The organism is Catenulispora sp. GAS73 (genome assembly GCF_041262085.1).
GTDB lineage: Bacteria > Actinomycetota > Actinomycetes > Streptomycetales > Catenulisporaceae > Catenulispora.
The window spans coordinates 24589-40395 of the sequence record NZ_JBGCCM010000058.1 but is presented as its reverse complement, the minus strand read 5'-3'; the positions used below and the strand labels follow the sequence as shown (position 1 = coordinate 40395).

Here is a 15807-nt window from a genome sequence, read left to right as displayed (position 1 = left end):
ACCGGCCGACTGTGCAGCCCGCCACGCGCAGTTTGATGAAGTTGTGACCCGCGGATTGGGATACTTGCCGCCATGTCCGCCGCTCACCCGCACCACGCCTTCCTCGACCACCCCGGGCCCATCCCGTTCGCGCACCGGGGCGGCGCGGACGGCCCGGCCGGCGAGAACACGATGTCCGCCTTCAAGATCGCCGTCGACACCGGCTACCGGTACCTGGAGACCGACGTCCACGCCACGGCCGACGGCGTCCTGCTGGCCTTCCACGACCGGCGGCTGCAGCGCGTCACCGACACCCGCGGCCGGATCAGCACCCTCACCGCCGCCGAGGTCGCCACGGCGCGCGTCGGCGACGAGCCGATCCCGACGATGGCGGACCTGCTGGAGGCGTTCCCCGAGGCGCGGTTCAACATCGACGTCAAGGAGCCCAACGCGATCGTCCCGCTGACCGCGCTGCTCCGGAGCACCGGCGCGGTGGAGCGGGTCTGCGTCAGCTCCTTCTCCGACACCCGGCTGAACGCGATGCGCGCGGCCTTCGGGCCCGAGCTGTGCACCAGCGCCGGCCCGCGCGAGGCGTTCCGGATCTGGCGCGCCTCGCGCAAGCTCAAGATCGGCGAGACGCCGGACCCGGCCGCGCTCCCGCAGGTGGCGGCGGCCTGCCTGCAGGTACCGCCGGCGCTGGGCCGGATCGTGGTCGTCGACGACCGGCTGCTGGCCACGGCGCACGCGGCCGGGCTGCCGGTCCACGTCTGGACCGTGAACGAGGCCGCTGACATGGAACGGTTGCTCGACCTGGGCGCGGACGGCATCATGACCGACCGGCTGGACACGCTGAAAACCGTGCTGACGAAACGAGGGACCTGGTCCTGATGCCGATCGACGACACCGCCGACGCGTTCACCGCCGACGGCGCCGCGGCCGCGGGTGGCGCCCAGGCGCTCGCCGCCGTGCCGGCCGCGGCCGGCACCGCCCCGACGCAGGCCGACCCAGCCGCAGACCTCCCCGACCCGGCCCAGATCTCCCGCCGCAAAGGCTGGTACCGCTACGCCTGGGGCGCCCACGCCTTCCCGACCACCGTCACCGCGGTCTTCCTCGGCCCCTACCTCACCGACATCGCGCGCAACGCCGCCGGCGGGGAGAACCACTACCTGCACCTGGCCGGCGTGAGTGTGCGCGCCGAGTCGTTCTACCCCTTCGCCGTCACCGCCGCCGCGCTCCTGCAGGCCGCGGTGCTGCCGTTGGTCGGTGCCGCCGCCGACCGCTCCGGCCGGACCCGCGGGCTGCTGGCCGCCGCGATGGGCCTCGGGGTGGTGGCCACGCTGCTCTTCTACACCGTGACCGGCGGCGCGTATCTGTGGGGCGGGGCGCTGTTCCTCGCGGCCTCGCTCGGGTACTCCACCGCCAACGTGCTGGCCAACGGCTATCTGCCGACGCTGGCCGCGCCCGACGAGCGCGACGCGATCAGCTCCAAGGGGTGGGCCGTGGGCTACCTCGGCGGCGCCGTGCTGCTCACCGTCAACCTCGTCATCTACACCGCGCACAGCCCCCTGGGCCTGAGCCAGTCGCACGCCGCCCGGGTCGCGCTGGCCTCGGCGGGTCTGTGGTGGCTGGTCTTCGGCACCGCCGGCGTGCGGCGGCTGACCGCCGGCACCTCCCGGCTGCCGCAGGCCCAGCGCCCGGGGGTTAAGCAGCAAGCACAGTCCGGGACCGGCTACCGGCAGTTGGGCCGGACGCTGGCGGCGCTGTCGCGCAACCGCAACGCGTTGCTGTTCCTGCTGGCGTACATGGCCTACAACGAGGGCGTGCAGACGGTCATCTCCTTCGCTTCCACCTACGGCACCAAGGAGCTGGACCTGGGCCAGTCGGTGCTGGCCAGCGCGATCCTGGTGGTGCAGTTCGTGGCCTTCGGCGGGGCGCTGTGGATGGGGCGGCTGGCCGCGCGGCACGGCACACGGCGCACCATCAGCGGCTCGCTGCTGGTGTGGATCGTGCTGCTGGCCTCGGCGTTCGCGATGACCAAGCACGCCGCGTGGCAGTTCTACGTCCTGGGCTGCGCGATCGGGCTGGTGCTCGGCGGCACGCAGGCGCTGTCGCGCTCGCTGTTCGCGCAGATCATCCCGGCCGGGCAGGAGAGCGAGTACTTCGGGCTCTACGAGGTCAGCCAGAACGGCGTGGCCTGGATCGGGTCGCTGACCGTGGCGCTGGCGATCCAGTTCACCGGGTCCTACCGGCTGGCGATCATCTCGCTGGTGGCGTTCTTCGTCCTGGGGCTGGTGCTGCTGGCGCGGACCGATCTGCGCACGGCGATCCGCACCGCCGGCAATCCGGTGCCCGAGCGTCTGTAGCTCGGGGCTTTCCCCAGGTCGTCATCACCCTGTGTGATAAACCCCACGTCGCACTACTCCTATGAGCTGACTCAAGACGTTTGCCCGTTTTTGCCCGGTGGAACCGTTCCGTGGGAGGCTCGGGGAGCACACCCGCCCGCGCCGACCGGCCACGGCCCCGGAACAAAACGTGCGCCGCGACGCGTTGTGAGCGGGTGAGACGATCTGGAGGGAACACCAATGAGCGAGCGGGCACTGCGCGGGACGCGCCTCGGCGCGACCAGCTATGAAAGCGACGCGGGGATCGACTTCGCCCCCCGCCAGGACATCGAGTACGTGTGCCCGAACGAGCACCGCTTCGTGATGCCGTTCTCGGTGGAGGCCGACGTGCCGCCGACGTGGGAGTGCAAGGTCTGCGGGGCCGTGGCCCTGATCGTGGACGGCACCCCGCCGGAGGAGAAGGCCGGCAAGCCGGCCCGGACCCACTGGGACATGCTTCTGGAGCGGCGCACGGTGGCCGACCTGGAGGAAGTGCTGGCCGAGCGGCTGGCCGTGCTGCGTGACGGCGGCATCGCCAACCACGAGGTCATCCGCCCCGCCCCGGCGCGCACCATCGCCGGCCGGGCCAAGAAGTCGGCGGCCGCCGCCAAGGCGTCCTCGGTCAAGACCCCGGCCGCCCCGGCGGGCAAGCCGAAGACCACCGCGGCGCGCTCCGGCGCGCGCAAGGCCGCCGCGCACACGTCCGACTGATCCGACTGAGCGGGAGGCTCTGTGCGAAGGCGCGAGAGCGTCATCCGCGCACAGAACCCATCGTTACGACTACAGTAGGAACAGCGCAGTCACCCCTTGGGTGTGACGCGCCCACGATCCCCGAGCCGCACTGCATCCCCCCGACAGTGCGGCTCGGGCCTTTTTGTGCCCAGGTCGAGCCCCGGCACCGGTCCGGGCCTGTGGCGAGTATAGTCCGGGCCTGACAAACTCACAGCTGAACCGGGGACCAACCGCAGTTGAATTCGCGGCCGGATCCGGCCGGCGATGTCAAAGCTCAGCGACGTCCCAGCAGCCGGCGCAGGCGATACTGCATCCCCCACACCGTGGTGCGCCACAGGGCCTCGGCGACGATGTTCGTGCTCATCTTCGACGCGCCGAGCTCGCGTTCGACGAAGGTGATCGGGACCTCCACGACCTTCATCCCGGCCCGCACCGTGCGCCAGGCCAGGTCGACCTGGAAGGTGTAGCCGGCGCTGGCGACGGTGGAAAGCTCTATGCGCTCCAGCGTCTCGCGGCGGAACAGCCGGTAGCCGCCGGTGGCGTCGGCCAGCTTCATGCCGGTGACCAGGCGGACCCAGGTGTTGCCGCCCTTGGACAGGATCTCGCGGTGCTTGGGCCAGCCCACGGTCTTGCCGCCGGGGACGTAGCGCGATCCCAGGACCAGGTCGGCGTTCTGGTCGACCAGGGCCTTGAGCATCGCCGGGAAGTCCTCGGGGCGGTGCGAGCCGTCGGCGTCCATCTCGCAGATGACGTCGTATTCGTGCTCGATCCCCCAGGCGAACCCGGCCAGGTAGGCCTTGCCCAGGCCCTCCTTGCCGGCCCGGTGCAGCACCTTGACCCGCTCGTCGGCCTCGGCGAGTTCGTCGGCGAGCTTGCCGGTGCCGTCCGGGGAGTTGTCGTCGGCCACCAGCACGTCCACGTCCGGGTTCGCGGCGTGCACGCGGGCGACGATCTTGGCCAGATTCTCCGCCTCGTTGTACGTCGGGATGATCACCAGGACGCGCAGGTTCGTCAACGTGCTCGGCCTTTCACAGCGGTCTGGAGGTCGGCGTCGCTGGCGGGTCCGCTCGGGACCCCCTCGCCGTCCGGGGCACGGGGCAGGGTATCGGCTGGAGTTCTGAAAGCCGGAATCAGGGCACGAGTACGTCGGAGTGTCGTCGCGGCGCCGCTCAGTCCGATCGCGGCGAGCAGCCCGAGCAGCGCCAGGACGTACTCCGGCCAGGCGCCGAGGCGGTCGGCCAGGGTGATCGAGGTGTTGCGGCGGACCTGCATGTCCAGGTAGCGGGCCTGGTACTCGCCGGTCTGGGCGAGGATCCTGCCGTGCGGGTCGATGACCGCCGAGACGCCGGAGGTGGCGGCCTCCATGGTCCAGCGGCCGTGCTCGACGGCGCGGAAGCGGGCGATCGCCAGCTGCTGGTAGGTCTGGCCGGTGCCCATGTAGGAGGCGTTGTTGCTGGGGACCAGCAGGACCTGGCCGCCGCCGTTGACGGCGTTGCGGACCACGTCGTCGTAGGCGACCTCGAAGCAGATGACGGCGGCCACGGTGACCCCGCCGAGGGTCAGCACGCCCTTGCCGTGGCCGGGCACGAAGTCACGCGGGATCATGTTGAACCGCGTGATCATCTTGGTCAGGATGCCGCGGAAGGGCAGGTACTCGCCGAAGGGCACCAGGTGCGTCTTGTCGTAGGTGGCGCCCATGCCGCCGCCGGGGCCGGGGGTCCAGACGATCAGCCGGTTCAGCACGTTGGTGCCCGCCGCGTTGGCGTTGATCACCGCGCCGACCAGCACCGGGACCCCGACGTCGTCGACCGCCTGCTGGATCTCGGCGGCCACGCCGGGGTCGGAGTAGGGGTCCATGTCCGAGCCGTTCTCCGGCCAGACCACCAGGTCCGGCTTCACGGCCTTGCCCGAGCGGATGTCGGCGGCCAGGACCTCGGTCTCCTTGACGTGGTTGTCCAGGACCGCGGCCTCCTGCTCGTCGCGGCCGAAGCCGACGCGCGGCACGTTGCCCTGGATCAGCGCGATGCGCACCGGCGTCCCGGTGTCCGGGGACTGCAACGGCACCGCGAAGCCGGCGGCCGGGATCGCCAGGGCCCCGACGACCGTCAGCGCGGCCCATCTGATCGCCGCGGCCTGCCGGTCGCGGCGCAGGATCACCACCGCGCGCCACAGCAGCGTGCCGGACAGCGCCACCAGGAAGGTCACCAGCGGCGCCCCGCCGACCGCCGCGAGCGGGGTGAACGGCGAGTCGGGCTGGGAGAACGCCAGCCGGCCCCAGGAGAAGCCGCCGAAGGGCCAGCGCGAGCGGCCGAACTCCTCGGTGACCCACAGGCAGGCCTGCCACAGCGGCGCGAAGCGCATCATCGACACCCGCGCCATGCCCCACCCGAACGGGATGAAGTAGAGCGACTCGACGATGCCGACGGCTTCCTGCGCGCCGGGCCCGAAGACCCGCAGCCACTGGAACATCACCCAGCAGAAGCCGGTCCCGAACCAGAAGCCGACGAGCATGCCGCGGCGGCCCGTCCGGCCACCCGCCTTCCGACCGTCAACACAGAGCATCGCCGAGAACGCGGCCACCGCCAGCGGCGCCACCGGCCACCAGCCGACCGGCGCGAAGGCCAGGTTCAGCGCGGCCCCGGCCAGCAGCGCGAGCGCCGCCAGGCGCACCGCCTCGGCGCTCGGCCGGCCCGGCCGCCGCAACCGCCGCCGGCGGGTACCGGCCTCACCGGCCTCATCCTCGTTCGCCACCCAGGACCCACCCTAGAAAAGATCTGCGGACACACCTTGTGCGCACCCTATACGAGGGGCGTGTGAGTCCAGGGTCTCAAGGTTGGGGGGTTCGGGAAACAGTCGTAACCTGCTTGAAAGCTGGAGGACATCTTCGGCGGTGAGCATCAAGAAGCAGGCAGAGCAGGCGCTCTGGGTGCACGTCCGGGCCCGGGCACGCGAAAACCCGGCGGCACCCTTCGGACCGGCTGCGGACCCGTTGGTTGCGAGTCCCGCACGCCGTTGTCTACTGGATCCGCCGGGTTCCCGGTGAAGACCCACCATCTTTCGCCGCATCCGCCGCCGTGCCCCCGTCGAGTCGCCCCGGCGCCGGATCGCACCGCGGCGAGACAAGAACACCGTGCGACGCGTGCGGCCGGTGGACGTGGTCACCGACGCTACCCGGACTCCAGGGACTCCTGTCAACCAGTGATCCGACCAGTCGTGGCCTGCGCGAACGCGACAAAGGCGCAGGTCAGGCGGGGGCGGCGAATGCGGGCGCGGGCGGCGACGATCACTCGGAAGGGCGTGGGGGATATTTGCGGGCGAACTGTGGCGAAGGGGCGGGGTGTGGTGCGGCGGGGCGGTGGGGGGACACCTCAACGCGGCGGGGGGGCGGGCGGGGCGGCGGGATGGCTGGGCGGGATGGCTGGGCGGCGGGGTGACGGCGCGACACGGCGACGGCGGGAGACGGCGACGGGGCCACGGGGCCACGAGACATCGGCACGACATGGCGGCGGGGCGGCGGGGCGGCGGGGCGGCGGGGCGGCGGCGGAGGATGTGGTTCGGCTGTGGCGTCGGGTTCGTGAGGATGCGACTGAGCGATTCCGGGTGTGAGCTGGGGGAACTGTCGTGGGCAGGTGGCGGTTTGTCTGTGGTTTACAGGCTTTTTTACGGCTTCGCACTGGTTTAAGAAGACATCCCTGGAGTTGGTGGTGTCAAGAAGCGGTGGTTTCGGCATGGTTTGCCCAGGCGGTGGTTTCGTCGTAGAGGGTGCCGGTCTTCAGGCAGCCGTGCAGGATGCCGACGAGCCGGTTGGCGACCTGGCGCAGTGCGGCGTTGTAACCGGCGCCGCGGCTGCGCTGCTTGTTGTAGTAGGCGCGGGCGCCGGGCGAGCAGTTGATGGCCTTGGATGCTTGGGACATCAACGCGTCGATGAGCCGGTCGTTGTGCACGTAGCGGGCGGCGACCACGCGTTTCTTGCCTGAAGCGCGGGTGATCGGGGAGGTCGCCGCGTAGTTTCTACGGGCCTTGGCGCTGGCGTAGCGGTCAGGGTCATCGCCGAACTCTGCCAGCACCCGGGCGCCGATGATCGGTCCCAGCCCGGGCTGGGAGACGATGATCCTAGCGGCCGGGTGCTGCCCAAAATGGGAGTCGATCTCCTGAGTCAGGGCTGCCACCTGCGCGTCGACGGTCGCGATCACGGCGGTCAGGGCGCGCACGGTGGCGGCGTAGGCGGCGGTGACCGCCGGCGGCTGGCCCAGGTGCGCAGCCCGCAGTGCTTCCTGGATCCGGACCGCCTTGGCCTCCACGTCGCGGCGCCGGGCCCGTTTGAGCGCGGCGGCGATCTGTGACCGGGACAGTCGCGCAGCCGAGACCGGGTCCGGTGCCTTGGCCAGCAGCTCCAGGGTGTCCGGGGCGTCGAGGTCCTCGAAGGCCGCCAGTGCGGCGGGGAAGAAGTCCCGCAACGCGTGCCGCAGCCGTTGGGTGTGCCGGGTGCGTTCCCAGATCAGCGTCTTGTGCGCTCGGGTGACCACCTTGATCGCCTCGGCCTGTTCGGAGTCGCCGGCCACCGGCCGCAGCTGGTGGCCGTCAGTGCGGACCATGTCGGCCAGCATGTGCGCGTCCGCCGTGTCGCTCTTGGCCCCGGACACCGCCCGCCGCTGCCGGTAACGAGCCGCGGCCAGCGGGTTCACTGCCAGCACCGTGTATCCGGCGGCCAGCAGCGCCAGCACCCATGGGCCGCGGTCGGTCTCGATCCCGACCACGACTTCGGTGTCGTCGTCTTCGCCCCGTTCGCCGATCTGCTCGGCAACCATCCGGTGCAATCTGGCGATTCCGGCCACGCCCTCGGGCAGCCGGGCCTTGGCCAGCCGCTTGCCGCGCTCGTCCATCAGCTCCACATCGTGATGGTCCTCGGCCCAGTCATCCCCAACGAACAGTCGCATCGCCCCTCCACGCTCCGATACCGATCATCAGCCTGCGGGAGAACTATCAGCGACCTAATGAACCAGTGCTCACGCCCCACACAGGCGGGCACGACATCCCATCAGCGATCAACTCTCCCGGCCAACCGACAAGGGCACGATCTTCTAACAGGACTTGATGTCCTGGATCCACGAGTGCTCACCCGTCGGCGGCTGTTCATCCGGGAGTCTGCCCGATAGCCGACTCCCAGAAGTCATTAGGATCCGCTGGGTGGCGCAGTTCGGTTGAGCGTGGTGCGCTGCGTTGGCGGCCGCCGGTGTTCGTGTCCACGACCGCGCACCGGTCCGAGTCACTGCGCACGCGTTGCGTAGGCGGCAATCGTCGGGCGTGGTGGGTGCCTGAAGTCAAGGGCAGGCGCCTCCGGCGGGGGCACTCCAGACTCTGAGGGATCCCCAACCCCCCGCGTCGGCGGCGGTCCGTGTGTTGGTCGCCGAGTCCCGGATCCCTCGTCGCTGACGTCGCCCGGAGGGAACCAGCCCGGCCTGGCGGTGTCCAGCCGGATCACACCTGCTGGCCTTGCGAAACGCCCGGCTGGACACCGCCAGTCCGGGCTGGTTGTGCAAGCACCGCCGACAGCGACGAGGGATCCGGGACAACCCCCACTAGTTGAAAACCGTTCACGAGGTGCCGTGTAGCCGGGTTAGCAGCGCCGGTCGCTGCGGCTGCGATGCAGCTGTGACTGGGCGCGGGACTGACTCGGCGGCTCAGCCTTCGTCGAACTTCAGCTGACAGCAGACAGCCGACAACCAGGCATCAGCGTCCGACATCGGGCATCCGGCCCCTGGCACGTGCTGTCCGACCGCCGGTCGGGCCTGGCGACCTCGCTAGGCAGCAGATCCGCAGCTACGCGACGATCGCGGCCAGCCTCAATCATCCACACGACACCTCGTGAACGGTTTTCAACATAGTGGGGGTTGTCCCGGATCCCTCGTCGCTGTCGGCGGGCTCTGCCAACCAGCCCGGACTGGCGGGGTCAAGCCGGACGAGACCGCACCACAGCAGCGTGTGATGCGGCTTTACCCCGCCAGGCCGGGATGGTTCCCTCCGGGCGACGTCAGCGACGAGGGATCCGGGACTCGGCGACCAACACACGGACCGCCGCCGACGCGGGGGGTTGGGGATCCCTCAGAGTCTGGAGTGCCCCCGCCGGAGGCGCCTGCCCTTGACTTCAGGCACCCACCACGCCCGACGATTGCCGCCTACGCAACGCGTGCGCAGTGACTCGGACCGGTGCGCGGTCGTGTACGCGGACACCGGCGGCCGCCAACGCAACGCACCACGCTCAACCGAACTGCGCCACCCAGCGGATCCTTCTTAAACCCGTGCGAAGCCGTAAAAAGCTCTTAAAACCTACAAACAAACCGCAGCCCACCGCCCAGCCAACCACAGCTCAGCAGCTCAGCCGCCCAGCCGCCCAGCAGCACCGCAGCACCGCAGCACCACAGCACCGCACCCGCGCCGTACCCCGCCGGACCCCCGCCGCACCCACCCCGCCCTACCCCTCCCCCAGCCGCCCCGAATCGAACACCATCCGCCCCCGCACCACCGTCCGCGCAGCAGCCGGCAGCGGCCGCCCCGGCGTCAGGTCGGGCAGCCCCGGCACGCCCGAGCGCGGGTCCGTGGACCACGCCGACAGCCGCTCGTCCGCGGCCTGCACCACCACGTCCTCCGGCGCCACGTCCCACACCGCGTACGTCGCCGGCTCGCCGACCCGCAGGACGCCGGTCGCCGTGGCCCGTGAGCCCAGCGCGCGCCAGCCGCCGCGAGTGTGCGCGGCGAAGGCCGCCCGTACCGAGATGCGCTGCTCCGGGGTCTGGTGGAACGCCGCCGCGCGCACCGTGCCCCAGGGGTCCAGCGGCGTCACCGGCGCGTCGGAGCCGAACGCCAGTGGCACGCCGGCCTTCTGCAGCTCCGCGAAGGGGTTCATCGCCCGGGCGCGCTCGGCGCCCAGGCGCTCCACATACATGCCGGCGGCGCCGCCCCACGCGGCGTCGAACGCCGGCTGCACGCTGGCCACGATCCCGAAGTCCAGCAGCCGCTGGACGCCGCCGGCCGGGATCATCTCGGCGTGCTCCACGCGGTGCCCGATCCGGTACAGCGCGTCCCGCCCGACCTTCGCCGCCGCCGTGTCGAAGCCGTCCAGCAGCGTTGCCATCGCCGCGTCGCCGATCACGTGGAAGCCGGCCTGCGTCCCGGCCTGCGTGCACTCCACCACGTGCGCGGCCACCTGCTCAGCACTCGCATACGCGGCGCCGAGCGTGTCCTTGTCCGCGTAGGCGTGGCTCAGGCAGGCGGTGTGCGAGCCGATCGCGCCGTCCAGGAACAGGTCGCCGCCGGCGCCGACCGCGCCGAGGAACGAGGCCTTCTCCACCGCGCCGAACTCGCCCCAGTACCCGAACACCTCGGGGCCGCGCAGCTCCAGCCCCGCCGCCAGCGCCTGCAGGAAGTCCGCCTCGCCGCTGATGTCCGGGCCGCCACACTCGTGCACCGCGCCGATGCCCAGCTCCGCGGCCCGCCGCAGCGCCGCCGACTGGTACGCGCCGCGCTCCGCAGCGTCCATCAAGTCGAACGCGGCCTTGCGCACCAGGTGGTGCGCCTGCTGCCGCAGCTGCGCCGATCCGTCGAACCCGACCGCGCCGCGCACCTGCGGCACCGCGGCGAGCAGCGCCGAGGACGCCAGCGCACTGTGCACGTCGACCCGCGACAGATACGCCGGCCGGCCGTCCACCGCACGATCCAGTTCCTCCAGCGTCGGCGCGCGCCGCTCAGGCCATTTCGAGTCGTCCCAGCCCTGGCCGCGCAAGATCGCGCCGGCCGGGAGGCCGCGGGCGAAGGCGGCGATGCGGTCCAGCGCGTCGGCCAGCGACTCCGCGCCGTTCAGGTCCAGGCTGAGCAGGTTCAGGCCGGTGGAGGTCAGGTGCACGTGGGCGTCCACGAACGCCGGCGTCACCAGCGCACCGCGCAGCTCGACGATCTCATCGACGGAGTCCGCGTGCGCCACGTCCGCGGCGCTGTCCGAGCCCAGCCAGGCCACCGCGCCGTCCTCGACCAGCATCGCCGTCGCGAAGGGCTCCTCCGGCGAGTGGATGACGCCGCCGCGCAGCAGCACGCGCGCCGGGAGCGGACGGTCCGGGTCGGGCAGGGCGGGGTCGGACGGGGCGGTGTTCGTCATGCGGAACAGTGTCTCGTATGCCCGCTCAGGCCGGCGTCGTCCCCCGCATCCGCGCCTCGAACGGCGTCGAGAGCACGACCGTGGTCCGCGTGGACACCTCGGCGGCGGTCCGGATCCGGGACAGCAGCGACTCCAGCTGCCCGGGCGTCCCGACGCGCACCTTCAGGATGTAGTTCTCGTCGCCGGCCACGCTGTAGCAGTCCTCGACCTCTTCCAGGCCCTTGAGCCGGTCCGGCACGTCGTCCGGCGCCGCCGGGTCGATCGGCTTCACCGAGATGAACGCCGTCAGGCTCAGCCCCAGCGCCTCGGGGTCCACCACGGCCCGGAACCCCCGCAGCACCCCGCGCTCCTCCAGCTTCTGCACCCGCTGGTGCACCGCCGAGGTCGACAACCCGATCAACTTGCCGAGGTCGGTGTAGCTCATCCGGCCGTCGGCGACCAGGGCCGCCACGATGTGCCTGTCGATATCATCCACGCGCTTACCGTAAATCCTGCGGCACCCGGCCGCCTACACGGCATACCCTGCGGATCATGCCTGATCCGAAGATGCATGCGGACGAAGCCGACATCGATGCGGCCCTGGTAGGACAGCTGCTGGCGGAACAGTTCCCGCAGTGGGCCGATCTGGCGATCCGGCGCGTGGAGTCCACCGGCACGGACAACGCGATGTTCCGCATCGGAGGGGAACTGTGCGTGCGACTGCCGCGCATCGACGGCGCGGTGGGTTCGCTGCGGCGGGAACAGCGGTGGCTGCCGCGGCTCGCGGCGCGGGTGCCGCTGGCCGTGCCGGTGCCGCTCGCGGTCGGGGAACCGAGCGCGGAGTATCCGTACCCGTGGTCGGTGCTGCCGTGGATCGCCGGTGAACCCGCCACCCGGCAGCGGCTCGCCGAGGGGCTGATCGACCCGGTGGCGGCCGCTGTGGATCTCGCCGGATTCCTCAAGTCTCTCCACGCCGCCGACACCGCCGGCGCCCCGGCCCCGGTCGCCGGACGGCGCGGGAGCCCGATCACCGGCCGCGACGAGACGGTGCGCGCCATGGTCGCGGAGCTCGGCGACCTCGGTGCGCCGCTCGACGCCCCGGCGGTGCTGGCGGCATGGGACCGGGTCATGGCCACCCCGGCCTGGTCCGGTGCCCCGGTCTGGATCCACGCGGACCTGCAGGGCGGCAACCTCCTGGCCCGCGACGGCCGGCTGGCCGCGGTCATCGACTTCGCGCCGTCGCTCGGCGACCCGGCCGTCGACCTGCTGCCGGCGTGGAACCTGTTCGAGGGCGACGCGCGGGCCGCGTTCCGTGCGGCGCTCGGCGTGGACGACGACACCTGGGAGCGCGGACGCGGCTGGGCCCTGTCGATCGCGCTCGTGGCGCTGCCGTACTACACGCGGCTGGGCACCAACCCGCGGATCGTCGCAGACTCCTGGCACGACATCGACGCGTTGCTGAAAGACGCTTGAGTCTCCATCCGGAAACCGGCCGCACCCCGGCCGGCTACCGCGCAACCGGTGGCCGGAGCCGGAGGCGCTCCTTCAGGACACGGCGGGTTTCAGGACGCGGCGGGGCGGCGGTCGTCAGGCTCGCCGCTCTGCTCAGGATCACCGCCCCGCTCCGGCTCACCGCTCTGCTCCGGCTCACCGCCCCGCACCGTCCGCAGCCACCGCGCCAGCACGTCGAAGTCCACCCCGGTCAGCCCGAGCAGCGCCCGCACGTGGTGCACCAGCGCGCGCCCCGGATGGTTGTCCGCGACCCACTCCCGGTCGGCGGCGGTGACCTCGTCGTCGGCCCAGGCGAAGTCCCGGCCGCCGGCCCACTGCACGATCTGCCGCGTCTTCCAGTGCAGGTTGAAGTGCATGTCCACGGCGTCCTCGGCCAGCGTCGTGGCCTGCCACTCCACCACCGGCAGCCGCGGCAGCCCCAGGCGGGGCGCGATCTCGTCGTTCGCTCCGTGTTCCCACGCGGTGGCCCAGACCAGTTCCCCGGGAAGCGCGGCCAGCCGCACCCCGAGATCGACTCCGATATCGTCCAGTTCCGCGCCGAAGGGCAGCACGACCCCGTCGACGTCCAGGAACAGCAGCGGCGCGCTCATACTGACCACGGTATGTCAGTGTCCTCAGAATGCCAGCCGAAGCGGCGGATCGCGCCACCGTCCGCCCGGGTGCGCCAGGCGACCGAGCCTCACGTGCGTCCCGGCAGTCACTCACGTGTGTCCGGTACCTGTCAGACCCCTGCTCTACGGTGAGTCACGCGTCCGTCGGGCCGCACGATGTGGCAGGCTGAGGGCCAGTTATCTGTCCAATCACCGAGTCACCCAGTCGTCGAACCACCGGATCACCTGATCACCGAACCCCCGAGAGGATCACGGCCGTGCCGCAGAAGCCGCAAGCGAGCCCGGCGGCCACCGCCTCGATCGAGGCCTGGACCGAACGCGTCATCACCGAGCGCGAGGTCAGCAAGTCCCGCGCCCGCCAGCTCCGCTGGGTGGCCGGGGAGCTGGCGCTGGTCCGCAACCATGAGGACTTCCCCTTCCGCGCCGCCGACAGCGCCGCCGACCTGCTCCAGCCCGGCCCGATAACGGCCTACCTCGACCTGGCCGCGCGCGGCGAGCTGCGGCGCCGCGCCAAGGCCGGCGACGCGCACGCCACCACCGCCTCCATGCGCATCCGCGCCGACTGCCTGAAGATCCTCGGCGAACACGCCGGCATCCTGGTCGCCGTCGCCGACCGCCCGGGCCTGCCGGAGCTGCGCGAGACCGTGGACGGCCCCTCCCGCTCCCAGCTGCGCGACTACCTCGCCCGCCGGGCCGAGACCGCCGGGGCGCCGGCCGCGCGGGTCCGGCTGTTCGCGCTGATCGGCGTCGAGCTCGACACCGGAGCGCGCGTCGGCGAACTCGCGGCCCTGACCCTGGCCGACCTCGCCGACGACCTCAGCACCCTGCGAGTCGTGCGCCGCCCGCAGGCCCGCACGGTCAGCGAAGCGGTCCACGACACGGTCAAGCTCTCCGACGGCACCCGCGCCGCCCTCAAAGCCTGGCTTGAGGTACGGGAGACGCTGGTCCAACCGCTCCACGGCAGCCCGAAGGCACTGTGGGTCTCGGTCATGCCCAACCACGCCGGCCGCCTCAACGTCGAGGGCGAGGCCGTCCGCCGACCCCCGGGCATGCCGCTCATGCCGCGCGGCATGCAGCGCGCTTACACGCGCGCGGTCGTCGAGGCGAACATGAACCTGGCCGGCTCCCCCGGCTGGATCCCGCTGCCGGTGCGCTTCGAGCAATTGCGGCGAGCGGTCACCGAGCGCCAACGGCGCGAGGAAGACGTCGAACTCGACGAGAACGTCGAAGGCTGAAAACAAAAAACTGCGGCGGCCCGTGGATTGACTCCACGGACCGCCGCTCCCCTATGTGCTAAACGCAGGATTCAGCAGCCGCTGCTGAAGGTACCCCGTGCGCTGGCGTGGTTACTGCTGCTGAGGCGGCTGCTGGCCGGGCATGTAGCCGGGCTGCACCGCCTGCGTCGGCTGGTTGGCCGCCGGGTCGTAACCGCCCCACTGCTGCTGGCCCTGCTGCGGCGGCTGCGGGTTGCCCCACTGCTGCTGCCCCTGCTGCGGCGGCTGCTGGCCCTGCTGCGGCTGCGGCTGGCCCCAGCCGCCCTGCGGCTGCGGCGGCTGCTGCTGCGGCGCCTGGTAGCCCTGCGGCTGGCCCGGCTGCGCGTAGCCGGCCGGCTGCTGGTAGCCCTGCTGCTGGTACGCCTGCTGGTTGTAGGCCGGCGTCGCGGAGGCCGCGGCCCCGCCGGAGTTGATCGACAGCTGCGCCAGCACGGCCAGCACCACGGCGATCAGCGCGGCGCCCAGCGCGATGTAGGCGCCGATGCCCAGGCCGATCGAGTACTTGGTGCCCGCCTCCGGGCTCTCGGCGAGGATGGCCTTCTTGGCGTCGCCGGCCTTGCCGTTGAAGTAGATCGTGGCGATGACCGCGAACAGCAGTGCGCCGCCGGAGCCGCCGACCGTGATCCAGCCGGCCAGCGGGGTCTTCATCACGACCACCATCACCACGCCGGCGACGGCCACCACCGCGGAGATCAGGAGCAGCCAGCCCCAGATCGGAGTGACACCGTTGTCGCCGCTGGAGGAGCCGCCCTTCGAGGACGAGGCCGAGCCGATCGCGTTGAGCGTGTCGGTGACGGACTGGCCGCCGAGCGCCGCCGGCAGCGTCAGCTTGACGCTGACCCAGGCCAGGAACACGCCGACGGCCGCGATCACGGCCAGGCCGCCGGCCGCGTAGAAGCCCCAGACCTTGCCCCAGACCGCGGAGCCCCCGCCACCGGCGGTGCCGCCGCTGTACGAGGCGCCGCCTCCGTACTGCTGGGCCGGCTGCGCCTGCCCGTACTGGGGCTGCTGAGCGCCCCCCCATTGCCCGCCCTGCTGGGCCGGCTGCTGCTGTCCCCAGCCACCCGGTTGCTGCGCGGGCGGCTGCTGTCCCCATCCCCCGGGCTGGGGGTAGTTCTGATTCGGCTGCTGCGTCATGGGCAGCACGGTACATGGTCCGCCGATGTACTGATAAGACGATCCGCGACCAG

General features: G+C 71.7%; 10 protein-coding genes and 2 pseudogenes. 5 read left to right on the top strand and 7 right to left on the bottom strand.

Annotation, left to right across the window (positions count from 1 at the left end; all coding sequences use genetic code 11):
• Positions 1-72: 72 nt before the first annotated feature.
• The 3 genes and pseudogenes from ABH935_RS47675 to ABH935_RS47665 form a co-directional block, all read left to right on the top strand.
• Positions 73-867 carry a glycerophosphodiester phosphodiesterase gene (locus ABH935_RS47675; protein ID WP_370384642.1) on the top strand — a complete coding sequence of 265 codons (795 nt, stop codon included), beginning with the start codon at positions 73-75 and terminating at the stop codon, positions 865-867.
• On the top strand, positions 867-2342 hold the full coding sequence (locus tag ABH935_RS47670; protein WP_370384641.1) for an MFS transporter: 1476 nt from the start codon (positions 867-869) through the stop codon (positions 2340-2342). The genes ABH935_RS47675 and ABH935_RS47670 overlap by 1 nt, the downstream gene beginning before the upstream one ends.
• A gap of 219 nt (positions 2343-2561) precedes the next feature.
• A pseudogene (locus tag ABH935_RS47665) lies at positions 2562-2939 on the top strand (RNA polymerase-binding protein RbpA); the annotation flags it as partial.
• A gap of 427 nt (positions 2940-3366) precedes the next feature.
• Here ABH935_RS47665 and ABH935_RS47660 read toward each other — a convergent pair.
• The 5 genes from ABH935_RS47660 to ABH935_RS47640 form a co-directional block, all read right to left on the bottom strand.
• Positions 3367-4107 carry a polyprenol monophosphomannose synthase gene (locus tag ABH935_RS47660; protein ID WP_370384640.1) on the bottom strand — a complete coding sequence of 247 codons (741 nt, stop codon included), beginning with the start codon at positions 4105-4107 and terminating at the stop codon, positions 3367-3369.
• Positions 4104-5843, bottom strand: a complete 1740-nt coding sequence (lnt, locus tag ABH935_RS47655; protein ID WP_370384639.1) for an apolipoprotein N-acyltransferase — start codon at positions 5841-5843, stop codon at positions 4104-4106. The genes ABH935_RS47660 and lnt overlap by 4 nt, the downstream gene beginning before the upstream one ends.
• A 956-nt stretch (positions 5844-6799) precedes the next feature.
• Positions 6800-8029, bottom strand: coding sequence for an IS110 family transposase (locus tag ABH935_RS47650; protein ID WP_370384638.1), 1230 nt, complete (start codon positions 8027-8029; stop codon positions 6800-6802).
• Between the two features lie 1535 nt (positions 8030-9564).
• Positions 9565-11241: an amidohydrolase gene (locus tag ABH935_RS47645; protein WP_370384637.1), complete on the bottom strand. Its 1677-nt coding sequence runs from the start codon at positions 11239-11241 to the stop codon at positions 9565-9567.
• A gap of 25 nt (positions 11242-11266) precedes the next feature.
• Positions 11267-11716, bottom strand: coding sequence for an Lrp/AsnC family transcriptional regulator (locus tag ABH935_RS47640; RefSeq protein ID WP_015793909.1), 450 nt, complete (start codon positions 11714-11716; stop codon positions 11267-11269).
• Between the two features lie 56 nt (positions 11717-11772).
• On the opposite strand from ABH935_RS47640, the gene ABH935_RS47635 reads away from it, so the two are divergent.
• On the top strand, positions 11773-12693 hold the full coding sequence (locus ABH935_RS47635) for an aminoglycoside phosphotransferase family protein (protein ID WP_370384636.1): 921 nt from the start codon (positions 11773-11775) through the stop codon (positions 12691-12693).
• A 194-nt stretch (positions 12694-12887) separates the two neighbouring features.
• On the opposite strand, the pseudogene ABH935_RS47630 reads toward ABH935_RS47635, so the two are convergent.
• Positions 12888-13322, bottom strand: a pseudogene (locus tag ABH935_RS47630) (hypothetical protein); the annotation flags it as partial.
• A gap of 278 nt (positions 13323-13600) precedes the next feature.
• On the opposite strand from ABH935_RS47630, the gene ABH935_RS47625 reads away from it, so the two are divergent.
• Positions 13601-14578, top strand: a complete 978-nt coding sequence (locus ABH935_RS47625) for a tyrosine-type recombinase/integrase (RefSeq protein WP_370384635.1) — start codon at positions 13601-13603, stop codon at positions 14576-14578.
• Between the two features lie 111 nt (positions 14579-14689).
• On the opposite strand, the gene ABH935_RS47620 is transcribed toward ABH935_RS47625, so the two are convergent.
• Positions 14690-15754, bottom strand: a complete 1065-nt coding sequence (locus tag ABH935_RS47620) for a hypothetical protein (RefSeq protein WP_370384634.1) — start codon at positions 15752-15754, stop codon at positions 14690-14692.
• Between the last annotated feature and the right edge of the window lie 53 nt (positions 15755-15807).

What these genes read in the sequence shown, in the direction of transcription:
- ABH935_RS47675 (WP_370384642.1), top strand. Translation starts at nt 73, where the DNA reads ATGTCCGCCGCTCACCCGCACCACGCCTTCCTCGACCACCCCGGGCCC.
- ABH935_RS47670 (WP_370384641.1), top strand. Translation starts at nt 867, where the DNA reads ATGCCGATCGACGACACCGCCGACGCGTTCACCGCCGACGGCGCCGCG.
- ABH935_RS47650 (WP_370384638.1), bottom strand. Translation starts at nt 8,029, where the DNA reads ATGCGACTGTTCGTTGGGGATGACTGGGCCGAGGACCATCACGATGTG.
- ABH935_RS47645 (WP_370384637.1), bottom strand. Translation starts at nt 11,241, where the DNA reads ATGACGAACACCGCCCCGTCCGACCCCGCCCTGCCCGACCCGGACCGT.
- ABH935_RS47635 (WP_370384636.1), top strand. Translation starts at nt 11,773, where the DNA reads ATGCCTGATCCGAAGATGCATGCGGACGAAGCCGACATCGATGCGGCC.
- ABH935_RS47620 (WP_370384634.1), bottom strand. Translation starts at nt 15,754, where the DNA reads ATGACGCAGCAGCCGAATCAGAACTACCCCCAGCCCGGGGGATGGGGA.